The organism is Caenimonas soli (assembly GCF_013155545.1).
GTDB classification, from domain to species: domain Bacteria; phylum Pseudomonadota; class Gammaproteobacteria; order Burkholderiales; family Burkholderiaceae_C; genus Ramlibacter; species Ramlibacter soli.
Genome location: NZ_JABJVV010000004.1, coordinates 221,447 through 242,295, shown reverse-complemented (window position 1 = coordinate 242,295; position 20,849 = coordinate 221,447). Strand labels below are relative to the sequence as shown.

The window sequence follows — 20,849 nt, the reverse complement described above, 5'->3', positions numbered from 1 at the left end:
TCAGCCGAGCGTCATCAAGGTCGCGTTTCCGCCGGCGGCAGCCGTATTGATGCTGAGCGCACGCTCGATGACGAGTCTCTCCAGCGGAATGTCGGTTTCGCCGGGTGCGAGGCGTTCGACACTGACGACTGCTCCCTCTCGCTTTGCCAGGCGCTGTTGTACGTCCGCAAGCTCCTGCGCCGCGCCATGCAGCAGCACGCAGTCGAACGAAACTTCTGGCGCTGCCCAATTTCGCGCGATGGCGACATGACCCTGAACTTCGGCCGGAAGACGCTGCAGGAGCATCTCGGCGTCTCCTGGCCAGATGGCACGGCTGCCCGCCGCAAGAACGGCAGCAAGTTGGGTGAACCGGTCGGACTCATTCTGTGCCAGGCAGAGCACATGCGGACGTGGGGTAATGCTGTACACATTGCGCTCACCCGTGGGCCCCGGCAGCACGACCGATTCGCCGGATCGCGCCAGGCTGGCAAAGCGGGCGCAGACCGCGGGCAGCGAGCCAAGGTCGGGGCCTTGGGTGGCAGCCCAATCCGCGAGAGCGCGCAAAGGCCCGGTGGGGGTCCGCGGGGTGCGTTCACTCGCGTCGGCGTCCCCTTCGACCGCGCGCGCCAGGACATCCTCGGGACGGCGGGACAGCAGACGGTAGAGATAGAGCGGGCCACCCGCCTTGGGGCCGGTGCCGGAAAGCCCCTCTCCGCCAAACGGCTGGACGCCGACTACCGCGCCGACGATGTTCCGATTGACGTAGATGTTGCCTGCCTGCGCGACATCCACGACACGGGCGATCGTTTCGTCGATGCGCGTGTGCAGGCCCATCGTCAGCCCATAACCGGTGCCGTTGATCTGGCCGACGAGGCCGTCCAGCTCTTCCCGCCTGAAGCGGGCGAAGTGCAGGACGGGCCCGAACACTTCGCGCTTCAACTCCGAGATGTTGTCGATCTCGATGACCGTGGGCAACACGAACGTGCCGGCGTGAAGCGGATCCTGGCTGTGACCTGCAAGCTGGTGAACGCGGCGGCCCTTGGCCCGCATCTCCTGGATATGCCGCTCGATGTTCCCCCGTGCTTCATCGTCGATGACCGGCCCCACATCTGTCGCGAGGCGCGCAGGATTGCCCACCCGCAGTTCTGCCATCGCGCCCAGGAGCATTTCGAGGACGCGATCTGCGCCTTCCTCCTGCACGCACAGAACCCGCAGCGCCGAGCACCGTTGGCCCGCGCTGTCGAAGGCAGACACCAGTACGTCGCTGACCACCTGCTCCACCAGCGCGGATGAGTCGACGATCATGGCGTTCTGGCCCCCGGTTTCGGCGATCAGCGGGATCGCGCGACCGTTCTCGTTCACCCGGCCGGCAACGCTGCCCTGAAGAATCCGCGCCACCTCGGTCGATCCGGTGAACAGCACGCCCTTGACGCGGGGATCCGCAACCAGTCGCGCACCGACCACGGAGCCACGGCCGGGAAGCAGCTGGATCGCGCCGCGTGGGATACCGGCGGCCCACAAGGCTCGCACGGCTTCCGCCGCGACCAGCGGAGTCTGCTCCGCCGGCTTTGCGAGGACCACATTGCCCGCCGCGAGCGCCGCGGAGAGCTGGCCGACAAAAATCGCAAGCGGAAAGTTCCACGGGCTGATGCACACAACGGGCCCCAGCGGAACATGCGTGCTGTTGTCGAAGTGGTCGCGAATCTCGCGAGCGTAGTACCGCAGGAAGTCGACAGCTTCGCGCACCTCGGCGATGGCGTTGGCCGCCGACTTGCCAGCCTCGCGGATCAGCACGCTCATCAAGCGCGGTATATCATCTTCGAGTCGCACTGCCGCAGCCTCCAACAGACGCGCGCGCTCGGCGGGAGAAACCGAAGCCCACGCAGGGGCCGCGAGGTCCGCATGCTGCAAAGCGAGGTCGACGTCCTCGGGCGTCGCTTCACGGACGTAACCGACCTTGTCGGTTTGATTCGCCGGGTTCAACACAGGCGCCTTCTCTGTAGAGGCCGTGTCCACCGCGAGCATTGGTTCCGCGTGCCAGGGCTGTTGTGCCGCGGCTTTGAACGAAACGGCAAGCTCGCGCAGTTGCGCCTCATTGGCGAGGTCGAGCCCACGCGAGTTTTGCCGGACGCTCCCGTAGAGGTCGCGCGGCAGCGGTATCGCCGGATGCGGGAGGCCGACCTGGCCTTCCTTGCGTGCATAGTCCTCGATGGTGTCGACCGGGTCTCGCACCAGCGCTTCGATGGAGAGCGTCTGGTCCGCGATCTGGTTGACGAAGGATGTGTTCGCACCGTTCTCGAGCAGGCGACGCACCAGGTAGGCGAGCAAGGTTTCGTGGGTGCCGACCGGCGCGTAGATGCGACAGGGACGTCCCAGCTTCCCATCGCTCGTGCCGCCCACCACTTGCTCGTAGAGCGGCTCTCCCATGCCGTGCAGGCACTGGAATTCGTACTGTCCAGGAGTGTACCGCTTCGGGTCGGCCAGCTCGTAGATGGTCGCCAGCGTGTGCGCGTTGTGCGTTGCGAACTGCGGATAGACCGCCTCCGGTGCTTCGAGGAGTTTCCGTGCGCAGGCGATGTAGCTCGCATCGGTGTAGGGCTTGCGCGTGTACACCGGATAGCCATCCTGTCCGTCCACCTGGGCCCGCTTGATCTCCGAGTCCCAATAAGCGCCCTTTACCAGCCGGACCATCAGCCGCCGGCCGCTGCGGCGGGCGAGATCGATCAAGTAGTCGATCACGAAAGGGCAGCGCTTCTGGTAGGCCTGGACTACGAAGCCCAGCCCGTCCCAGCCCTGCAGCTGGGGCTCGAAGGAAAGCCTTTCGAGGAGATCGAGCGAGATCTCCAGGCGATCCGCTTCTTCGGCATCGATGTTCAGGCCGATGTCGTAGCGCTTCGCAACCGCGCACAGGCTCGTGAGCACCGGGTAGAGCTCGCCCATGACCCTGTCGTATTGCGACCGGTTGTAGCGCGGATGGAGTGCCGACAGCTTGATGGAGATGCCCGGCCCTTCGTAGATTCCGCGCCCGGCGGACGCCTTGCCGATGGCATGGATCGCGTTCTCGTAATCGCGCAGGTAGCGCTGGGCATCACCGGCGGTCAGCGCCGCCTCGCCGAGCATGTCGTAGGAGTAGCGGAATCCTTCCTTCTCGCGCTCGCGCGCGTTCGCCAACGCTTCCTCGATGTGCTCGCCGGTGACGAACTGCTCCCCCATCATCCGCATCGCCATGTCGACGCCCTTGCGGATCAGCGGTTCGCCGCCGAGGCTGACCAGCCGGCCGATCGAGGCCGACAGGCCCGATTCGCTGTGCGTCGACACGAGCTTGCCGGTGATGAGCAAGCCCCAGGTCGCCGCGTTCACGAACAACGAGGGGCTCTTGCCGAGGTGTGTGCGCCACTGCCCTTGGGCGATCTTGTCGCGAATGAGGCTGTCGCGGGTCGCAGAGTCTGGAATCCGCAGCAGCGCCTCGGCGAGGCACATGAGGGCGATCCCTTCTTGGGACGAAAGCGCGTATTCCTGCAGCAGGTTCTGCACGATGCCTGCGCGCCCGGAGCTGGACTTGCGGTTGCGCAACGTGCGTGCGATTTGTTGGGCGAGAGATTGCGACCTGGACTTGACGCCCTGCGGGACGCTCGCGCTGGCCAAAACCAGCTTGACAGCCTCCGGCTCGGGGAGGCGCCAAGCGGCAGTGATCGCCTGTCGCAGCCGGGGTGCGGCCAGCTCAGCGGGTTCGAAGAATTGCTCGAAGGCGCGTGCCGAGGTGAAGTTCATGGACTATTTAGGAGGTTTTCAAGTGACATCCTCAATGTTCCAGTTTCTGGGTAGCATATTGCTTCGATTTATCAGCATTCTCCCGAAGGATTCTCTACACATGCCCAGCCTCGAAGATCTCGACCGAACGGACCGGCGCATCCTTCAGCAACTGCAGGACGATGGCCGGATTTCGAACCTCAAGCTAGCGGAAGCAGTGGCGCTGTCCCCCACGGCCGTGCTCGCCCGCGTCCAGAGACTGACCCGGGATGGATTCATCGAAGGCTACGAAGCTCGCCTCAACCCTCGCTTACTCGGCGCAGGGATGCTGGTCTTCGTCGAAGTTCTCCTCGACCGGACCACCCCGAACGTGTTCCGCGAGTTCCAGGCCGCAGTACAAGTTCACCCTGAAATCCTGGAAGCCCACATGGTGGCCGGCGGGTTCGACTACCTTCTGAAGACACGCGTCGCCAACATGGACGCCTACCGAACCTTCGCCGGCACCGTCCTCTGGCAACTGCCCGGTGTGCGTGAAACCCGAACGTATGCCGTCATGGAGGAGGTCAAGAATTCGACGAAGCTGCACATCCCGGCCTGATCGCGGAGGCGAGCCGAGGAGGCCGGACTGGTGCTTACCGAGGGATAGTGGCGATTCGGGGAGTCGGATGCGTTCTGAGGTAAGCGCGAATCTTGCGTGGAGTTATACCCACCACACATACCGCCTCCCGCAGTTGATCAGGCGAAGTACGCAATGTCTTGGCCCATTCGTCAAATTCTCGCGCGCTCCGCTCAGGCTGCTGCTGCATGCCGATTACTTGTAACGTCATCTCGCCACCTCAATTTCGACGACATTAACTCCCCTCGCCCCAGCTTGGCACAACCTCGACAGGTCGGCAACCGCGCAGACCCGAAGCCATGGTGATATGAAAGCAAATGCACTATGTGCGGCAACGTACAGACGAATTGGGCCCAGATTCGTAGTGTGGATTTTTAAACTCCACTCAAGCTACCCTCATGATGTCCAGATTTCTGGCCAACAACCACGACGAACTGGTTGAACGGTGCAAGGCCAAGGTCGCATTGCGACCGAGACGCGCGGCCACGGCTGAGCAATTGAGCAATGGCGTCCCACTATTTCTCGCTCAGCTTCAGAAAACGCTCGAGGCCGAGGAAGGGGCAGGCGATGCCGCGGAGAGTCTCAGAATTTCGGGTGAATCAGGCGGGGGCACGCTTGTAGTGTCCGAAATGGGTGTGAGCGCAACGGCGCATGGCAAGCAGCTCCTGAACCTCGGATTCTCGGTCGACCAAGTGGTCCACGACTACGGCGACCTTTGCCAGGCGATCACCGATCTGGCATTCGAGCGGGACGCGCCATTTTCGATTGACGAGTTCCGCACGTTGAACCGCTGTCTTGACAACGCCATCGCAAGTGCGGTGAGCGCGTTCAGTCATCAGCGCGATGCCATGGTAGCCCGCAAGCAAACCGCCGAAGTGAACGAGCGCGTCGGGGTCCTCGTGCATGAGCTTCGCAACTCCCTTTCTACCGCCTCGTATGCGGTGGCGGCCCTCGAGCAGGGCAATCTGCCCATCTCCGGTTCCACCGGCGCGGTCCTGAAAAGAAGCCTGGCCGCTCTTAACACCCTCGTCAACCGGTCGCTGGCGGAAGTGCACACCGAAGCGGATGCCATCCGCGAGCGTCAAACGTTTCCGCTCACATCCTTCATTGCCGAGGCCAGAAATGACGCCCTGCTCTATGCGCAGGCCAGCGGCTGCAGGTTCACGACAGCGGCCGTTGATCCGGCCCTGGAACTTACCGGGGATCACGCCCGACTGCTCTCGGCGCTGGAAAGCCTGCTGCAGAATGCTTTCAAGTTCAGCCGGCCCGACACGGAAGTGACGTTGAACTCGCAGGCTGTCGGCGACAAGATCCTGATTTCCGTTCACGACCACTGCGGCGGCTTGGCCCCCGGGTACGCAACCACCATGTTCAAGCCGTTCTCCCAGCGAACGGTGGGCGACAAGTCAAGTCTCGGCCTCGGCCTTTCGATCGCGCGCGCCAGCGTCGAAGCCGATGGCGGCACGTTGACCGTCCAGGACGTCCCGGCCGTCGGCTGCGTTTTCACGATCAGCTTGCCCCGCTACAACTAGCGCTGCAGCGAAGCCACGAAGCCCTGCAGGAACCGCTGCAGTTGGGCCTTCACTTTCTCGTCAACCAACTCGCCCGCCTCGTTGAACACCTGGCCTGCGCGCGAGACCATCAATCGGCCGCCGAACCAGGGCCGTGTACCCAGAGTGCGCAACACCGGAAGCCAGGCGTTCTGCGCCAGCATCGTGCCGAAACCTCCGGGGGACGCGCCGATAACGGCGACCGGGCGGTCGCCGAACACCCGCTGGATGTCCGCGGCAGGCCGGGTGAGCCAGTCGATCGCGTTTTTCAGCACGCCCGGCATCGAATTGTTGTACTCGGGCGAGACCAGCAGCAGTCCATCGCAGGCGGCAACACGATCTTTCAAGGCCTGCACCACCGGCGGGATGCCTTCGTTGGATTCGACGTCGCCGTCGTACAACGGGATGCCGTGCAACGTGACGACTTCCAGGGTGGTGCCGCCAGGCATCAGGCCGGCTGCCGCGCGCAGGAGCGCCGTGTTGTATGAGCCGGCACGCAGGCTGCCGGAGATTCCCAGGAGGGTTGGCATGGTTTGCTCCGTTCAGTAAATTATCGCAAGTCCGTATCGTCCAGCCAGGCGGCCGCCACGGCAGCGCTGGCAAGCGCCAAGGCCGCGCTGCATGCCATGATCCAGCGGTAGCCGGCGACGAAAGCGTCCTGCACCGCCGCACGCGCAGCCTGCGCGACCGCTTCCGCAGTGCCTGCCGGCAATTCGATCGCGGCCAGCCGGTCGCGTTGCTGCAAAATCGCAAGGGCGAGGTCGGCCGGCATGCCGGTGCCCGCCACGGCGGCGTGCAGCCTCGGCTCAAACACGGCCGCCATGAGTGAGCCGAACACGGCGATCGCCAGCACGCCCGCCACACGCGACAGCGCATTGTTGACACCGGAGGCCGTGCCAACATCGTCTGCGGCCACCGATTGCATGACGGTCGTCGTCAAAGGCGCCACCGCAATGGCCATGCCCAGGCCCAGCACGGCCACCCCGGGCAGAAAACCGTTCCAATAGCTGGATTCGCGGCCCGGCAGCGCCAGCAATGCGAATCCGGCGGCCGCGATGAGCGGCCCGATGATCAGAGGGGCTCGCGCGCCGCGCCGGTCAACCAGCCCGCCGGCCCACCGGGACAGCACGAACATGATCAGGATGAACGGCAGCAGCGCGGCGCCGGCCGCCGTCGCAGTCAGGCCCTGCACCTGGATCAGGTTCAGCGGCAGGTAGAACAGCCCGCCGCCGAGCGCCGCATAGAGCAGCAGCGTCAGCAGGTTCGCGGCGGCGAAGTTGCGATTGCGCAGCAGCCCGAGCGGCAGCATCGGTGCAGCCCGAACGCGCTCGACAAGGAAAAAGGCGACCAGCGCCACGACCCCGATGGCCAGCGCCAACAGCACCGCTGGGGCGCCCCAGCCCCGCGCGGGCGCCTCGGTGAAAAAGAACACCAGGCCGCCCAGCCCCGCGGTCGCGAGCACAGCTCCTCCAACATCCAGTCGCCCTGCCGATTGCGGACGAAGGCTCTCGGGAACGCGAGCCCACGTGATCGCGAGCACCATCACGGCCAGCGGCACATTGACGGCGAAGGCCCAGGCCCAGGACAGCCGATCGACCAAATAGCCGCCCAGCAAAGGTCCGATCGCGGAGGTGATGCCGCTGAACGCCGCCCAGGTGCCGAAGGCGCGCCCGCGCTCGTCCTCTGGAAAGCAGGCGCTGATCAATGCCAGGCTGCCCGGCACCAGCAGGGCAGCGCCCACACCCTGCACAGCGCGAGCGGCAATCAACTGTTGCACGGTGCGCGAAAAGGCGCAGGCAATCGACGCGACGGCGAAGATGACCACCCCCAGCATGAAGACGCGCCGGCGCCCCAGGCGATCGCCCAGCGCGCCGCCGACCAGGAGCAGCGCCGCCAACAACAGCGCGTACGACTCGATAACCCACTGCGCCTGATAGACCGAAGCGCGCAGTTCATTCTGGATAGCCGGCAAGGCGATGTTGACGACAGTGCCGTCGACAAAGGCAAGGCTCGATCCCATGATCGAGGCGGCCAGCACCCAGCGCTTCTGGGTCGCACCGCAAGCGACGCCCGGCGTGCGGTCACGCAGTGATGCGTCGTCGCAGGGGAAGCGGTAAGAGAGGGTCACCTTCGGGTAGCCGACACAGCGACCACCTTCTGGCGCTGCCACTCCAGGATCTCGAAGCCGGCCATCCCGGCAAGCATCGCGGCCACGAACACGGCGGCCGGCTCCAGGCCCATGCCCAGCGCCACCAGCGCAGGCCCCGGACAGAAACCCGCCAGGCCCCATCCGACGCCGAACACCGCGCTGCCGGCCAGCAGCCGGCGGTCGATACGACCGGAGGGCGGCAGCCTCATCTCCTCGCCCAGCAGCGACTGCGTACGCCGGCCCGCCAGGCTGAAGGCGACGAGGCCGACGCTGATGGCCCCCGCCATCACCAGCACCAGCGACGGATCCCAGGCACCCGCGATGTCCAGAAAGCCCAGCACCTTGGCCGGATTGGCCATGCCGGACAAGAGCAGCCCGAAGCCGAACACCAGGCCCGTGATGAAAGCACTCAATAGCGGCATGGCTTGCTCACAGTGCCAGCAGATGCCGGACGATGAAAACCGTGATGAACCCCGTTGCCATGAAGGCAACGGTCGCGGCCAGGGAACGCGGCGAGCGCCGCGACAGGCCGCAGACGCCGTGGCCACTCGTGCACCCGGCCCCGTAGCGCGTGCCGACTCCCACCAAAAGGCCCGCAATCACCAGCATGCCGTAGCCGGCGTCGATCCGCACCGAGGGGAGTGCCGTCAACAAGCCGTATGCGGGAGCCGCAAGGATCAGTCCGCCGATGAAGGCGACACGCCATGCGATTTCGCCGCGGGCGGGACGCAGCAAGCCCGCGAGGATTCCGCTGACGCCGGCGATGCGGCCATTGAGCAGGACGAACATCGCCGTCGCCAGGCCGATCAGCGCGCCGCCGGCCAGCGAGGACCAGGGCGTGAATGAGTTCCAGTCGATCGACATATCAGCCTCTCGGGTGGTGCGCCGCGTGCAGCTGCTTCAGCCTCTCGCGCGCGACGTGCGTATAAATTGTAGTGGTGGAAATGTCGGCGTGGCCCAGCAACATCTGCACCGCGCGCAGGTCCGCCCCATGATTGAGCAAGTGGGTGGCGAACGCGTGACGCAAGGTATGCGGTGACAGCGGCGCCGTGATGCCGGCCGCCTGCGCCTGCTTCTTCACGATCACCCAGAACATCGCGCGGGTCATCCCCTGCCCCCGCGAAGTGACGAACAGGTCCACGGTCTGCTGCCCATCGAGGATGACCGGCCGCGCATCGGCCAGGTAGCGGCTGATCCAGTCGCGGGCGACCTGGCCGAACGGCACCAGGCGCTCCTTGCTGCCCTTGCCCAGCACGCGCAACACCCCCTCGCTCATGCTGACGTTGAATGTCTTGAGCGTGACCAGCTCACTCACGCGCAAGCCGCTTGCATAGATCAGCTCCAGCATGGTGCGGTCGCGCAGGCCCAGCGGGGTATCGACGTCGGGCGCGTCCAGCAAGGCCTCGACCTGCGCCTCGGTGAGGGTCTTGGGCACGCGCAGCGGCTGCTTGGCCGATTGCAGCCGCAGGGTCGGGTCGGCCGTGATCAGGCGTTCACGCAAAGCCCAGCGAAAGTAGCGCTTGAAAACGGTGAGCCGGCGATTGGCCGTGGTCGCCTTGCTGCCCTCATGGCGCGCCGCGAAGTAGCCGTTGAGATCGGCCTCGGAAGTGCCGGCTAGCGTGCGGCCCTGCCCAGACAGCCAGGCGGCGTACAGCGAGAGGTCTCGCCGGTACGCCGCCAGGGTGTTCTTCGACAGCCCTTCTTCCAGCCACAGGGCGTCGATGAAGGCGTCGATGGAAGCGTCGCCGCTCAATCGAGCTTGAGCTTGGCCTGGTCAACCACCTTCTTGTACACGTCGTACTCGGCCTTGATCTGCTCGGCGAACTGCTGCGGCGTATTGCCGACGACGATGGAGCCGGTGTCCTCGATGCGCTTGCGCACCGCCGGATCCTCCAGCGCCTTCTTGGTGGCGGCATAGATCTTGTCGACCACGTCCTTGGGCATGTTCTTCGGGCCCCAGATACCGTAATAAGCCATGCGGTTCACCGGCTCCAGCCCCACTTCCTTGAAGGTCGGCACGTTGGGCAGGCTGGCCAGGCGCTGGGGCGCCGCCACCACGATCGGGATGAGGCGGTTGTCCTTGATAAACGGCTGCGCCGACGGCAGGTTGTCGAAGATCATGGGCACCTGGCCGGCCACCGTGTCGTTCAGCGCCGGGCCCGCACCTCGGTACGGGATGTGGGTGACGAAGGCGCCCGACAGGCTCTTGTACAGCTCCATCTGCAAATGGCCGATGCCGCCCGTGCCCGACGACGAGTAGGAGTAGCGGCCCGGCGCGCGCTTGAGCTCGGCGACGAAGGCCTTGTAATCCTTGGCCGGGAAGCTCGGGTGCACGGCGATCACATTGGGCGTGGCCGCGATGTTGATGATGGGCGTGAAGTCGGTGATCGGGTTGTACGGGATCTTGGGATTGATGGCCGGGTTGGCCGCGGTGGTCGAAACCGTCGCGATGCCCAGCGTGTAGCCGTCCGGCGCCGAGCGCATGGTTTCGGTGGCCCCGATCACGCCGCCCCCGCCCGCCTTGTTCTCGACGATCACCGGCTGGCCCAGGGCCTTGCCCAGCGGCTCGGACATGACGCGGGCAATGATGTCGGTCGTGCCGCCGGGGGCGAACGGCACTTGAATCTTGATCGGCCTGTTGGGGTAGCTCTGTGCGAGCACGGGGCCGGCGACGAGCGCCAGTGCGGCAGTCGACAAGGCAAACCATTGACGGCGTTTCATGGGGACACTCCTTGATATGCGAAAAAGCAAAAGACCCTGCATCCTATAAGCAGAAGCCAAACCGCGCTCTGCGGTTTACACATAAGGGGTAACCCTAGAGTTGCAGCTATCCTCGGGCGGTGAACTTTGCGCAACTGCTTTTTCCCGATTTCTCGCTGATTCTTTGTGGCTACCTGGTCTGCCGCTATACGGCCCTGAACCGCACGGTGTGGCAGCAGGTCGAGGCCCTGACGTACTACTTCCTCTTCCCGGTTCTACTGTTCCAGTCCATTGTGAAGAGCCCGCTGGACCTGGGCGCGGCCTCGAGCCTGATCGCAGCGGGCGTGCTGACAGGACTGGCCGGCATCGCATTGTCCTACTCATTGCCCCACCTGCCCTGGCTGGGCCGGCGAATCGATGTCCGCGACCATGCCGCGAGCGCGCAGGTGGCATTCCGCTTCAACTCCTTCATTGCGCTGGCCCTGGCCGAGCGAGTGGCCGGCCCGCAGGGACTGCTGCTGGTCGCCGTGCTGATCGGCGTGTGCGTGCCGCTTTTCAACGTGGCCGCGGTGTGGCCTATGGCGCGGCACGCACAACGGGGTTTTCTGAGCGAGTTGCTGCGCAACCCGCTGATCGTCGGCACGGCCTCCGGCCTCGCGGCCAATCTGCTTGGCTTTTCCATTCCGGCCTGGCTCGAGCCCACGGTGAGCCGCATCGGCGCGGCGTCGCTGGCGCTGGGCCTGATGGCTGCGGGCGCGGGTATGCAATTCGGCAGCTTGGCCCAGGGCAAGACGCTGATGGTGGCCGTACTGGCCATCCGCCATTTCATCCTGCCTTTGGCAGCGTTCGGGCTGGCGCGCCTGTTTCGCCTGGACCCGGCGCAGACCGCCGTGCTGCTGGCCTTCTCGGCCCTGCCCACCGCTTCCAGTGCCTATGTGCTGGCGTCGCGCATGGGCTACAACGGCCCCTATGTCGCCGGGCTGGTGACGCTGTCGACCTTGCTGGGCCTGCTGAGCCTGCCGTTCGCGCTAGGCGTGCTGGGCTAGCGCCCAGGCCACATGCTCGCGCACCAGGGCGCTGGGATGTTGCGTCCGGGCTTGCAGCGCGGCGCGCAGACTGGGGTCGTCCGCTTCGCGCAAGGCATTGCCGATAGCGACGGCGATATTGCGCAGCCAGCGTTCATGGCCGATGCGCCGTATCGGGCTGCCCTCGGTGAGGCGAAGAAACTCATCCTCGGTCCAGCCGAACAGCTCCGCGAGATGCGCTCCGGTCAGCCCTTCCCTTTCGTCGAAGTCAGGCAAAGCGCTGCGCCGCGCGTACTTGTTCCACGGGCAGATCAGCTGGCAGTCGTCGCAGCCGTAGATGCGGTTGCCCATCAGCGCGCGCAACTCTTCGGGAATGGGGCCGGCATGCTCGATGGTGAGGTAGGAGATGCAGCGGCGGGCGTCCAGCCGCTGCGGCGCCAGGATGGCCTGCGTCGGGCACACGTCGATGCAGGCACTGCAAGTGCCGCAATGCTCGGTCACCGGCGGGCTGGGCGGCAGCGCCAGGTCCACGTAGATCTCGCCCAGGAAGAACATGGACCCTGCTTCGCGGCTGAGCACCAGGGTGTGCTTGCCCCGCCAGCCCTGGCCGCTGCGCGCGGCAAGCTCAGCTTCCAGCACCGGCGCAGAATCGGTGAATGCGCGGTGGCCGAACGGCCCCACCTTCTCTGCGATGCGCTCGCTGAGCTTTTGCAGCCGCGAGCGCAGCACCTTGTGATAGTCGCGGCCGCGGGCGTAGAGGGATACCACGGCCTCCTGTGGCCGACGCAGACGCTCGAATTCAACCGATTGCCAGCCCTCCTCGGCTGTGCGGGGCAGGTAGTCCATGCGGGCCGTGATCACGCTCACCGTGCCGGGCACGAGTTCGGCCGGCCTGGCCCTCTTGAGGCCATGGGTTTGCATGTAGGCCATTTCACCGTGAAAGCCGTTGGACAGCCAGGCCAGCAATCCGGCCTCGGCGGACGAGAGATCCACGCCCGCGACGCCGATTTGGGAGAATCCCAATTCACGGGCCCAGGCCTGTATATCCGCCACCAGTTGAGGACCGTCGATCTGACCGCTGTAGAACGCCACCCGCCGATTGTAGAAAGTGCCGTCCGCGCCGTGGTCTGGGCCAGTGAGGACGAGACCCGGGCTTTCGCCGCGCAACTGGCGTCGCATCCCGCCATCGCCCAGGCCTTCATCGAGTTGCATGGCGAACTGGGAGCCGGCAAAACCACCGTGGTGCGGCACCTGCTGCGCGCACTGGGGGTGCAGGGGCGCATCAAGAGCCCCACCTACGCCGTGGTCGAGCCATACGAGGTCGAAGGCTTGGCGATCTGGCATTTCGACTTCTACCGCTTCACCGACCCGCGCGAATGGGAAGACGCGGGCTTTCGCGACATCTTCGCGGGCCCCGGGCTCAAGCTGGCGGAATGGGCACAGAACGCCGCGGGCCTGCTGCCGCCGGCCGACCTGGTCGTGCGCATCGACATGCAACCCGACGGATCGCGCCACGTGGCGCTGAAGGCGCAAACGCCGCTGGGCCGGGAGCTCCTGCAATGAACCGGCGCGATATCCTGCGCCAAGGCTCGTTGGTGCTGTTGCTGGGAACGCAGCAGATCGCCCGCGGCGCCACCATCGTCGCCGTGCGGGTCTGGCCCGCGCCCGAGTATTCGCGCGTCACCATCGAATCCGACGCCAAGCTCAGCTCCACGCAGGTCGTCATGACCAATCCCCCGCGCCTGGCGGTGGACATCGAGGGTCTCGATCTCAGCCCCGAACTGCGCGAACTGGTGGCCAAGGTGCGGTCCGACGATCCCTTCATCGCCGGCATCCGGGCGTCCCAGCATGCGCCGGGCGTGGTGCGGATGGTGGTCGACCTGAAGCAGCCGGCCGTGCCCCAGGTCTTCACGCTCACCCCGGTGGCCGCCTACCAACACCGCCTGGTCTTCGATTTCTATCCGGTCAAGGAAGTGGACCCGCTGGAGGCCCTGATCGCCGAACGGATGCGCGACCGGCCGGTGCCGCCCCCAACGCCGGCGAGCGACCCGTTGGGCGACCTGATCGCCGAAAAATTGCAGCGTCCCAAGCCCGAGGCCGCGACACGGCGGCCGCAGAAGACCGACCGCCTCATCATCGTCGCCCTGGATCCGGGTCATGGCGGCGAGGACCCGGGCGCCGTCGGCCCCAGCGGCACGCGCGAGAAAGACGTGGTGTTGCAGATCGCGCATCGGCTGCGCGAGCGCATCAATGCCTCCGTGATCAACGGCAATCCCATGCGCGCCTTCTTGACGCGCGACGCCGACTTCTTCGTGCCCCTGCATGTGCGCGTGCAGAAATCCAGGCGCGTGCAGGCCGACCTGTTCGTCAGCATCCACGCCGACGCCTTCTTCACCCCCAGCGCCCGCGGCGCCAGCGTGTTCGCCCTCAGCCAGGGCGCGGCTTCGAGCACGGCTGCGCGCTGGATGGCCGACAAGGAAAACAAGGCCGACCTGATCGGCGGCGTCAACGTCAAGAGCCACGACGCGCACGTGGCCCGCGCCATGCTGGACATGAGCACGACGGCCCAGATCAACGACAGCCTCAAGTTGGGAAGCGCGCTGCTGGGCGAGATCGGCAATGTCGGCCGCCTGCACAAGCGCAGCGTCGAACAGGCCGGATTTGCCGTCCTCAAAGCCCCGGATATCCCTAGCGTCCTGGTGGAAACAGCCTTCATCAGCAACCCCGAGGAAGAACTGCGGCTGCGCAGCGACGCCTACCAGGAACAGCTGGCCGACGCCATCATGCGCGGCATCCACCGCTACTTCGCGAAGAACCCACCGCTGGCGCGAAACCGCCCCCTGTAAAGCGCCGTTCCGCCGGCGATATTGCTGTGTCGGCGCAGGCTTCCATAGGCCTTCACGATTCCTGCCCGGCGGTTGCGCCGAGGGCCGACGATGCCCGGCTGCCCTTTCCTACGCCTCTTCAGAGCAGGCCTGCTTAGAGTGGCAGCACAGGCATCACAAGCGTCCGCCGGAAGCAGGCGCGCCTGGCAGTCCAATACAAGAGGTGTGCAGATGAAATCCAAACTTGCCGCGGCCGCGATCGCCGCATCCCTGATGGGCCTGACTGGCTGTGCCACGATGGACCGTCAAACCGTGGGTACCGTGGGCGGTGCCGTCGTAGGCGGTGTGGTGGGTGACGCCCTGATCGGCGGCCCTGTCGGCACCATCGGTGGTGCAGCCGCCGGTGCCTACATCGGCAACAGGGCCACGGAACCCAATCGGCGCAGGTACTAAGCTGACCGCCAGGTTCGATCAGATCGGGTAGATCAGCGAGTTGAGGACCATCTCGCTGTCGTACACGCACAGCCGGCTGGCAAACTTGAGGCCGGCCTCCGTGCGCACGATCTCGTCGATGTAGCGGCCCACGTTGTAGACCTCGCTCGAGTCGCCTGGCCTGGTGCGGAACACGGCGTAATGAGACTGGGCCCTGACCAGGCCCCCCTCCTGCGCCAGCACCTGCGCCGGGCTCACCACGTGCCGGGTGTAATACGGCGCGTGGTAGATGGTCTGCGTCACGCCGTAAACGCGGTCCTTCATCATCCCCTGGCTCTCCAGGGCCATGAGCGCCAGCGGCAGTCCGCGGTCGAAATTCTCGCGGGCCTGCACCTTGTAGCGCCCATCCTCCAGAAAGAATCCCGGCCACTCGTCGAAGCGCTTTTCGTCGAGCGCGGCGGCGTAGGCGGCGTTAAGTTGGTCTATCTCCAGCTGCAGCATCAGCCTTTCCACGCCGGCGCCGCTCATACCGCCATCACCTTGCGCCAGTAGGCGTACATGCTGCGGATCAGGGTTTCCGTGACCATGTGCTCGGTGCCTTCGGTGCCGGTTCCGCCCAGTTCGCACAGCGTGCTGCCGTCCTCGCCTTTCTGCCTGAAGCCATCCTGGCTGAGCTCTATCACTTCCCCATCGTCGGCGCTGACGAATCCCGCCGGGCCAAACAGGTTGGCCTGGCGCAACCTGCGCTGCGTCATCTCGGGCGTGTCGCCCTCAAAGCCGAAATGAGTCCAGACGAAATCGAACTCACCCTCGCCGCGGGGCACGATGTGCCGGGTGGAGAGCGAATTGACCTGCTGCTGGATGATGAGGCTGGGGAACAGGGTGATCATCGTCACCGTGGGCGTGATCTGCTGGCCGGGATGGGCCGGATCGTCAATGGCCCACCAGGGTTCCGGCACCACATCGAGCAGCCGCGTGTCGTTGAGCGCCATGTCGGCCTTGAACGAGGTCACGCCCTGCGTCACCGCGGCGTTCTGGCCGCCGTCGTTGCGGCGAGAGATCATCACGGCGTGGCGCCCGTGCGCGTCCATCACCATGCGGCTTTTTTGGTCCGCGCGCCACAGCCCGAAGGTCACGAACCAGGTGTGCAGCAGGCCGGGGTGGTACGGGTCCTTGATGTTCTCCATCATCAGCTTCCAGTTGCCCGGAATGCGCTGGCGGTTGTAGCCCAGCAGCGTGAGCTGCCGGCCCTTGAAGATGCGGTCCAGCCAGGGCATGACCTGCGGGCCGAGATAGTCCTGCAACGGCTCGGCACTGTCGCTGAAGGTCGCGAATACCAAGCCGTGCAGAACCGCCACGCGCAGTTTCTCCAGGCCGTGCTGCTTGATGTCGAAGTCCGCGGGCATGCCGCCGTTGACGCAGTCGCCGTCCTTGACGCCATCCTTGAACGGCAGGCCCGCCAGATCGCCGTTGAGCTTGTAGGTCCACTGGTGATAGGGACAAACGAAACTGCGCGCGTTGCCCTGCGGCTGCTGGCAGAAACGCACGCCGCGATGGGCACAGCGGTTCTCCACCACGCGCACGCCGGTGTCCACGCCACGGTCTTTCGGCGCCACGCGGTCGCGCACCATGATGACCTGGCGCTCCCCCACCGAGCTGAGCTTGTAGTCGCCGACGTTGGGGATTTCAACCTCGAGGCCGACGTAGCACCAATGCTCGCCGTAGAAGATTTTCTCGAGCTCGCGCTGGTAAAGCTGCGCATCGGTATAGGCCCAAAAGGGCACGCGGCTGGAACCAGGCTGGGTCCAGCGGGACAGTGTCTGCGGGGCGTTCATCCCCGAAATAATACGCTCACTTATTAATTCGGGCCAGCGCGGGTTGTTGCTCGACGACGCGCACTGTTCCCTGTTGCATCTGGCACTCCAGTTCGTGGCGGCCGGGCGGTACACAGCCGCGCCGCTGCACACAGTAGCTGGCGCTGGCGACGGCCCGCACCAGGGCGCGCTGGGCCGCCGCACCGCAGAGTCCGGCGTTTTCCGCCTGCCGCATCCCGTTGTCCAACAGGCCCGCCACCAGGCCGGCGAGGAAGCAATCGCCGGCACCCACCGTGTCCACAATCCGCAGCGCGGCGTGGTCGAGAGCATGCCAGCGGCGGCCGTCGCGGGCGAGCAGCATCGCGCCTTGGCTGCCTTGTGTGAGCGCCACGTACTGCGCCGGTCCGAGTTCGAAAAGTTCGCGCGCCGACAGCAGCAGATCGGGCTGGCCCGGCGCCAGTGCCAGCAGGTCCTCGTCACTCACCTTGATGACGTCGGCCAGCGCCAGCGCCGCGCGCACTGTCGCACGGTAGGCCTCGGCGTCGGGCATGGCGGCCGGCCTCAGGTTGGCGTCCACCACCACAGTCAAACCGCGCGCGCGGCAGGCCTTCAGCCAGGGCAGGTAGCGATGCTCGTCCGCCGAGGCCAGTGCCAGGCAACCCGTGCACACGACCTCCAGCCCCGCGAGGGACTGGGTAGCCGCCGAGAGCGTCGAGGCGTCTATGGCCCGGTCGGCGACGCCCTGGCGGTAGAAGGTGTAGGCCGGTTGACCTTCGGCGTCGACTCCGACCACGGCCAGCGAGGTCGGCTCGGCAATGGCCTCGGCGCGGGCCAGCAGCACACCGGAATCGGCCAGGCCCCGCGCCAGCCGCCGCCCGAACCCGTCACGTGAGAGCGGATTGAGATAGGCAGTGCCCAAGCCCTGCAGCGCCAGCGCGCGCGTGAAGTTGTACACAGCGCCGCCGGCACAGGGCTCGAGCAGGCCATCCCCTCGATCGACGAGGTCAATGAGCGCCTCTCCAGCTGTTGCCACCCGGATGCTCTTCAGCAAGCTCTCAGGGTTTTCCATAAATAAAACCACTTGATTTAGTTAGTCCGTCGCCACTATAGTTTGTTCGCTCGCTCGCGGCAACCAACACTTCTGGAGACACACCCATGAAAGCAGCCCTTCCCCAGTTCCTGCTGTCCACCCTGGCGCTCGCCGCCGGCACCGCCCTGGCCCAAGGCCAACCGGTGATCGGCCTGATCACCAAGACCGACACCAATCCCTTTTTCGTGAAGATGAAGGAAGGCGCCGAGGCCGAGGCGAAGAAGGCCGGCGCCAAGCTGCTGACGGCAGCCGGAAAATCGGACGGTGATACCGCGGGCCAGATCGCCGCGCTGGAGAACATGGCATCGGCCGGCGCGAAAACCATCCTCATCACTTCCAGCGGCGACGCGATCATTCCCACCGTGAAGAAGCTGCAGGGCAAGGGGGTGCAGGTGATCGCGCTGGATAGCCCGTTCGACGGCGCCGACGCCCTGTTCGCCACGGACAACTACCAGGCCGGCATGCTGATCGGCCAGTACGCCAAGGCAGCTTTGGGCGCCAAGCCGGCCCGCGTCGCGACGCTCGACCTGTTCCCCGGCCACCCTGTGGGCGCGCAGCGCCACAACGGCTTCATGAAGGGATTCGGCCTGGCCGCAGCGGACGCCAAGTCCAACGAGCTGTCCAAGGACCCGGCGATCGTGTGCATGTCCGACAGCTTCGGCGACATCGCCAAGGGCCAGGCCGCGATGGAAAACTGCCTGCAGAAGAATCCGGACATCAACATCGTCTACACCATCAACGAACCGGCCGCGGCCGGCGCGTTCAACGCGCTGAAGAAGGCGGGCAAGGAAAAGAACGTGGTGATCGTCTCCGTCGACGGCGGGTGCCAGGGCGTGAAGGACACCGCCGCGGGTTCGATCGCCGCGACCTCGCAGCAATACCCGCTGAAGATGGCGGCCATGGGCGTGGCGGCAGGCGTCGATTATGCGAAGACGGGCAAGAAGGCCTCCGGCTACACCGACACGGGCGTGACGTTGATCGCGGGCAAGCCGCTTTCCGGCGTCGACAGCAAAGACACCAAGCTGGGGCTTGACTTGTGCTGGGGCAACAAGTGAGCATTGGCGACTCAAGCGCCCGGCCAGTTGCCGGGGTGCGCGATGGGTTCTCGCTCGCCAGGCTCACCACCATGTCCCTTTCCCACCGTCCGCTGCCCTGGGGGCTGCTCGGCCCCTGGCTGGCGCTGGCCGCCGCTTGCCTGTTTTTCGCAACGCAGTCCGAGCGGTTCCTGACCGGCGAGAACCTGTCGCTGGTGCTGCAGCAAGTCATGGTGGTCGGCGTTCTGGCGATCGGCCAGACGCTGATCATCCTCACGGCCGGCATCGACCTGTCCTGCGGCGTCGTGATGGCGCTGGGTTCGATGGTGGTGACCAAGCTGGCGGCCGAGAGCGGCCTGCCGGTGCCGCTGGCCATGCTCGCCGGCATCGCCGTGACCTGCGCCTTCGGCCTGGTCAACGGGCTGCTGGTGACCCGCGCGCGCCTGCCCGCCTTCATCGTCACGCTGGGCACCATGAACATCGCGTTCGCCCTGACGCAGATGTACTCGAAATCGCAGACGGTTACCAACCTGCCCGATTCGCTCACCGCCATCGGCAACACCTTCGCCCTGGGCGGCACCCAGATCAGCTGGGGCACGCTGCTGATGTTCGCCCTGTACATCGTGGCCTGGCGCATGCTGTCGGACACGGCGCCGGGCCGGCACATCTACGCCGTCGGTAACAACGCCGAAGCGGCTCGCCTCACGGGCATCAGCGTGCAGCGCGTGGTGCTGGGTGTCTACGTGCTGGCCGGTTTTTTCTATGGCATCGCGGCGCTGCTTTCGATCGCACGAACCGGCGTCGGCGATCCCCAGGCCGGCCAGACGGAAAACCTCGACGCCATCACGGCGGTGGTGCTGGGGGGCACCAGCCTCTTCGGCGGCCGCGGCCTCATCCTGGGCTCGCTGGTGGGCGCCGTGATCGTCGGCGTGTTCCGCAATGGGCTCACGCTGATGGGCGTGGCGTCGGTGGTGCAGACCCTGATCACCGGCGTGCTCGTGATCCTCGCCGTGCTCGCCGACCGCCTGTCGAACCGGGGAGCGCGCTGACATGGAAACTCTCTCCAAAACAACGCTCGTCATGCAGGCCCGCGGCCTCACCAAGCGCTACGGGCACGTCACCGCGCTGGACGGCTGCGACTTCGAGTTGCGCGCCGGTGAAATCCTGGCCGTGATCGGCGACAACGGCGCGGGCAAGTCGTCGCTGATCAAGGTGCTGTCCGGCGCCACGGTCCCTGACGAAGGCGAGATCCGGCTGGACGGCCAGCCGGTGCACTTCAAGAGCCCGATCGATGCGCGGCGCGCCGGCATCGAAACCGTCTACCAGGAGCTGGCCGTGGCCCCGGCCATGAGCATCGCGGAAAACCTGTTTCTCGGGCGCGAACTGCTGCGTCCGGGTGTGCTGGGCACCTACCTGCGCGTGCTGGACAAGAAAGCCATGCTGGATCAGGCGGTGGCCCGCATGAACGAGCTCAAGGTCGGTATCCGCTCGATGACCCAGCCGGTGGAAACGCTGTCCGGCGGCCAGCGCCAATGCGTTGCGGTATCGCGCGCGGCCGCGTTCGCGCAACATGTGGTCATCATGGACGAACCCACGGCGGCGCTCGGCGTGAAAGAAGGCAACATGGTGCTGGAGCTGATCCGGCGGGTGCGCGACAAGGGGCTGCCGGTGATCCTGATCAGCCACAATATGCCGCACGTGTTCGAAATCGCCGATCGCATCCACATCCAGCGCCTGGGCCGGCGCGCCGCAGTGGTCAACCCCAAACAGATCGGCATGAGCGATGTGGTGGCCGTGATGACGGGTGCGATGGAGCCGTCCCAAATCCCGCAGGCCGCCCTCGCGTGAACACGCCCGCCGACCATGGACTCGAAGGCGCAGCCAC

21 protein-coding genes are annotated in these 20,849 nt (G+C 65.8%); 9 read left to right on the top strand and 12 right to left on the bottom strand.

Annotated elements, in window-relative coordinates:
* Positions 1–3,750, bottom strand: coding sequence for a trifunctional transcriptional regulator/proline dehydrogenase/L-glutamate gamma-semialdehyde dehydrogenase (putA, locus tag HNE04_RS08165; RefSeq protein ID WP_172218037.1), 3,750 nt, complete (start codon positions 3,748–3,750; stop codon positions 1–3).
* A 100-nt stretch (positions 3,751–3,850) separates the two neighbouring features.
* Between putA and HNE04_RS08160 the strand changes: the two genes are divergently transcribed.
* Entirely contained in the window at positions 3,851–4,327 is a 477-nt protein-coding gene (locus HNE04_RS08160) for an Lrp/AsnC ligand binding domain-containing protein (protein ID WP_172218036.1), read from the top strand.
* A gap of 34 nt (positions 4,328–4,361) precedes the next feature.
* Here the strand turns inward: HNE04_RS08160 and HNE04_RS28505 are convergent, their stop codons facing one another.
* Positions 4,362–4,535: a DUF3606 domain-containing protein gene (locus HNE04_RS28505; RefSeq protein ID WP_407926594.1), complete on the bottom strand. Its 174-nt coding sequence runs from the start codon at positions 4,533–4,535 to the stop codon at positions 4,362–4,364.
* 208 nt (positions 4,536–4,743) lie between these two features.
* Between HNE04_RS28505 and HNE04_RS08150 the strand changes: the two genes are divergently transcribed.
* Entirely contained in the window at positions 4,744–5,877 is a 1,134-nt protein-coding gene (locus HNE04_RS08150) for a sensor histidine kinase (protein WP_328700288.1), read from the top strand.
* Here the strand turns inward: HNE04_RS08150 and HNE04_RS08145 are convergent.
* The 6 genes from HNE04_RS08145 to HNE04_RS08120 are packed head-to-tail and all read right to left on the bottom strand — an operon-like array spanning position 5,874 to position 10,765.
* On the bottom strand, positions 5,874–6,425 hold the full coding sequence (locus HNE04_RS08145; RefSeq protein ID WP_172218034.1) for an NADPH-dependent FMN reductase: 552 nt from the start codon (positions 6,423–6,425) through the stop codon (positions 5,874–5,876). The two genes, HNE04_RS08150 and HNE04_RS08145, sit on opposite strands and share 4 nt — an antisense overlap.
* Before the next feature lie 20 nt (positions 6,426–6,445).
* The gene (locus tag HNE04_RS08140) at positions 6,446–8,023 is read right to left on the bottom strand and encodes an MFS transporter (protein ID WP_328700287.1); all 1,578 of its coding nucleotides are present in this window, start codon (positions 8,021–8,023) and stop codon (positions 6,446–6,448) included.
* A complete protein-coding gene (locus tag HNE04_RS08135) occupies positions 8,020–8,466 on the bottom strand; it encodes a YeeE/YedE family protein (protein ID WP_172218033.1) in 447 nt (148 codons plus the stop codon). The genes HNE04_RS08140 and HNE04_RS08135 overlap by 4 nt, the downstream gene beginning before the upstream one ends.
* Before the next feature lie 7 nt (positions 8,467–8,473).
* On the bottom strand, positions 8,474–8,908 hold the full coding sequence (locus HNE04_RS08130) for a YeeE/YedE family protein (protein WP_172218032.1): 435 nt from the start codon (positions 8,906–8,908) through the stop codon (positions 8,474–8,476).
* A 1-nt stretch (position 8,909) separates the two neighbouring features.
* The gene (gene xerD / locus HNE04_RS08125; RefSeq protein ID WP_172218031.1) at positions 8,910–9,797 is read right to left on the bottom strand and encodes a site-specific tyrosine recombinase XerD; all 888 of its coding nucleotides are present in this window, start codon (positions 9,795–9,797) and stop codon (positions 8,910–8,912) included.
* On the bottom strand, positions 9,794–10,765 hold the full coding sequence (locus tag HNE04_RS08120) for a tripartite tricarboxylate transporter substrate binding protein BugE (RefSeq protein WP_172218030.1): 972 nt from the start codon (positions 10,763–10,765) through the stop codon (positions 9,794–9,796). The genes xerD and HNE04_RS08120 overlap by 4 nt, the downstream gene beginning before the upstream one ends.
* Positions 10,766–10,884: 119 nt before the next feature.
* On the opposite strand from HNE04_RS08120, the gene HNE04_RS08115 reads away from it, so the two are divergent.
* On the top strand, positions 10,885–11,790 hold the full coding sequence (locus tag HNE04_RS08115) for an AEC family transporter (RefSeq protein ID WP_172218029.1): 906 nt from the start codon (positions 10,885–10,887) through the stop codon (positions 11,788–11,790).
* Here the strand turns inward: HNE04_RS08115 and queG are convergent.
* A complete protein-coding gene (gene queG, locus HNE04_RS08110; protein WP_328700286.1) occupies positions 11,773–12,861 on the bottom strand; it encodes a tRNA epoxyqueuosine(34) reductase QueG in 1,089 nt (362 codons plus the stop codon). The genes HNE04_RS08115 and queG overlap by 18 nt on opposite strands.
* Between queG and tsaE the strand changes: the two genes are divergently transcribed.
* The 3 genes from tsaE (at position 12,841) to HNE04_RS08095 (ending at position 15,047) form a co-directional block, all read left to right on the top strand.
* On the top strand, positions 12,841–13,332 hold the full coding sequence (gene tsaE, locus HNE04_RS08105; RefSeq protein WP_235964878.1) for a tRNA (adenosine(37)-N6)-threonylcarbamoyltransferase complex ATPase subunit type 1 TsaE: 492 nt from the start codon (positions 12,841–12,843) through the stop codon (positions 13,330–13,332). The genes queG and tsaE overlap by 21 nt on opposite strands.
* Positions 13,329–14,615: an N-acetylmuramoyl-L-alanine amidase gene (locus HNE04_RS08100; RefSeq protein WP_172218026.1), complete on the top strand. Its 1,287-nt coding sequence runs from the start codon at positions 13,329–13,331 to the stop codon at positions 14,613–14,615. Before tsaE ends, HNE04_RS08100 begins: the two co-directional genes overlap by 4 nt.
* Positions 14,616–14,825: 210 nt before the next feature.
* A complete protein-coding gene (locus tag HNE04_RS08095; RefSeq protein WP_172218025.1) occupies positions 14,826–15,047 on the top strand; it encodes a glycine zipper 2TM domain-containing protein in 222 nt (73 codons plus the stop codon).
* Between the two features lie 18 nt (positions 15,048–15,065).
* Here the strand turns inward: HNE04_RS08095 and HNE04_RS08090 are convergent, their stop codons facing one another.
* From HNE04_RS08090 to HNE04_RS08080, 3 genes are read right to left on the bottom strand one after another with little or no spacing between them, the layout of a single operon-like run.
* A complete protein-coding gene (locus HNE04_RS08090) occupies positions 15,066–15,527 on the bottom strand; it encodes an aromatic-ring-hydroxylating dioxygenase subunit beta (protein WP_235964877.1) in 462 nt (153 codons plus the stop codon).
* Positions 15,528–15,550: 23 nt separating this feature from the next.
* Positions 15,551–16,861 (bottom strand): aromatic ring-hydroxylating dioxygenase subunit alpha, encoded by a 1,311-nt coding sequence (locus HNE04_RS08085; RefSeq protein WP_172218023.1) that lies wholly within the window; start codon positions 16,859–16,861, stop codon positions 15,551–15,553.
* Positions 16,862–16,877: 16 nt separating this feature from the next.
* Positions 16,878–17,891 (bottom strand): carbohydrate kinase family protein, encoded by a 1,014-nt coding sequence (locus tag HNE04_RS08080; protein WP_328700285.1) that lies wholly within the window; start codon positions 17,889–17,891, stop codon positions 16,878–16,880.
* A gap of 104 nt (positions 17,892–17,995) precedes the next feature.
* On the opposite strand from HNE04_RS08080, the gene HNE04_RS08075 reads away from it, so the two are divergent.
* The 3 genes from HNE04_RS08075 (at position 17,996) to HNE04_RS08065 (ending at position 20,812) form a co-directional block, all read left to right on the top strand.
* Positions 17,996–18,985 carry a substrate-binding domain-containing protein gene (locus HNE04_RS08075; protein ID WP_172218021.1) on the top strand — a complete coding sequence of 330 codons (990 nt, stop codon included), beginning with the start codon at positions 17,996–17,998 and terminating at the stop codon, positions 18,983–18,985.
* A 71-nt stretch (positions 18,986–19,056) separates the two neighbouring features.
* Entirely contained in the window at positions 19,057–20,013 is a 957-nt protein-coding gene (locus HNE04_RS08070; RefSeq protein ID WP_172218020.1) for an ABC transporter permease, read from the top strand.
* Between the two features lies 1 nt (position 20,014).
* The gene (locus HNE04_RS08065; RefSeq protein ID WP_172218019.1) at positions 20,015–20,812 is read left to right on the top strand and encodes an ATP-binding cassette domain-containing protein; all 798 of its coding nucleotides are present in this window, start codon (positions 20,015–20,017) and stop codon (positions 20,810–20,812) included.
* The last annotated feature ends 37 nt before the right edge of the window (positions 20,813–20,849 follow it).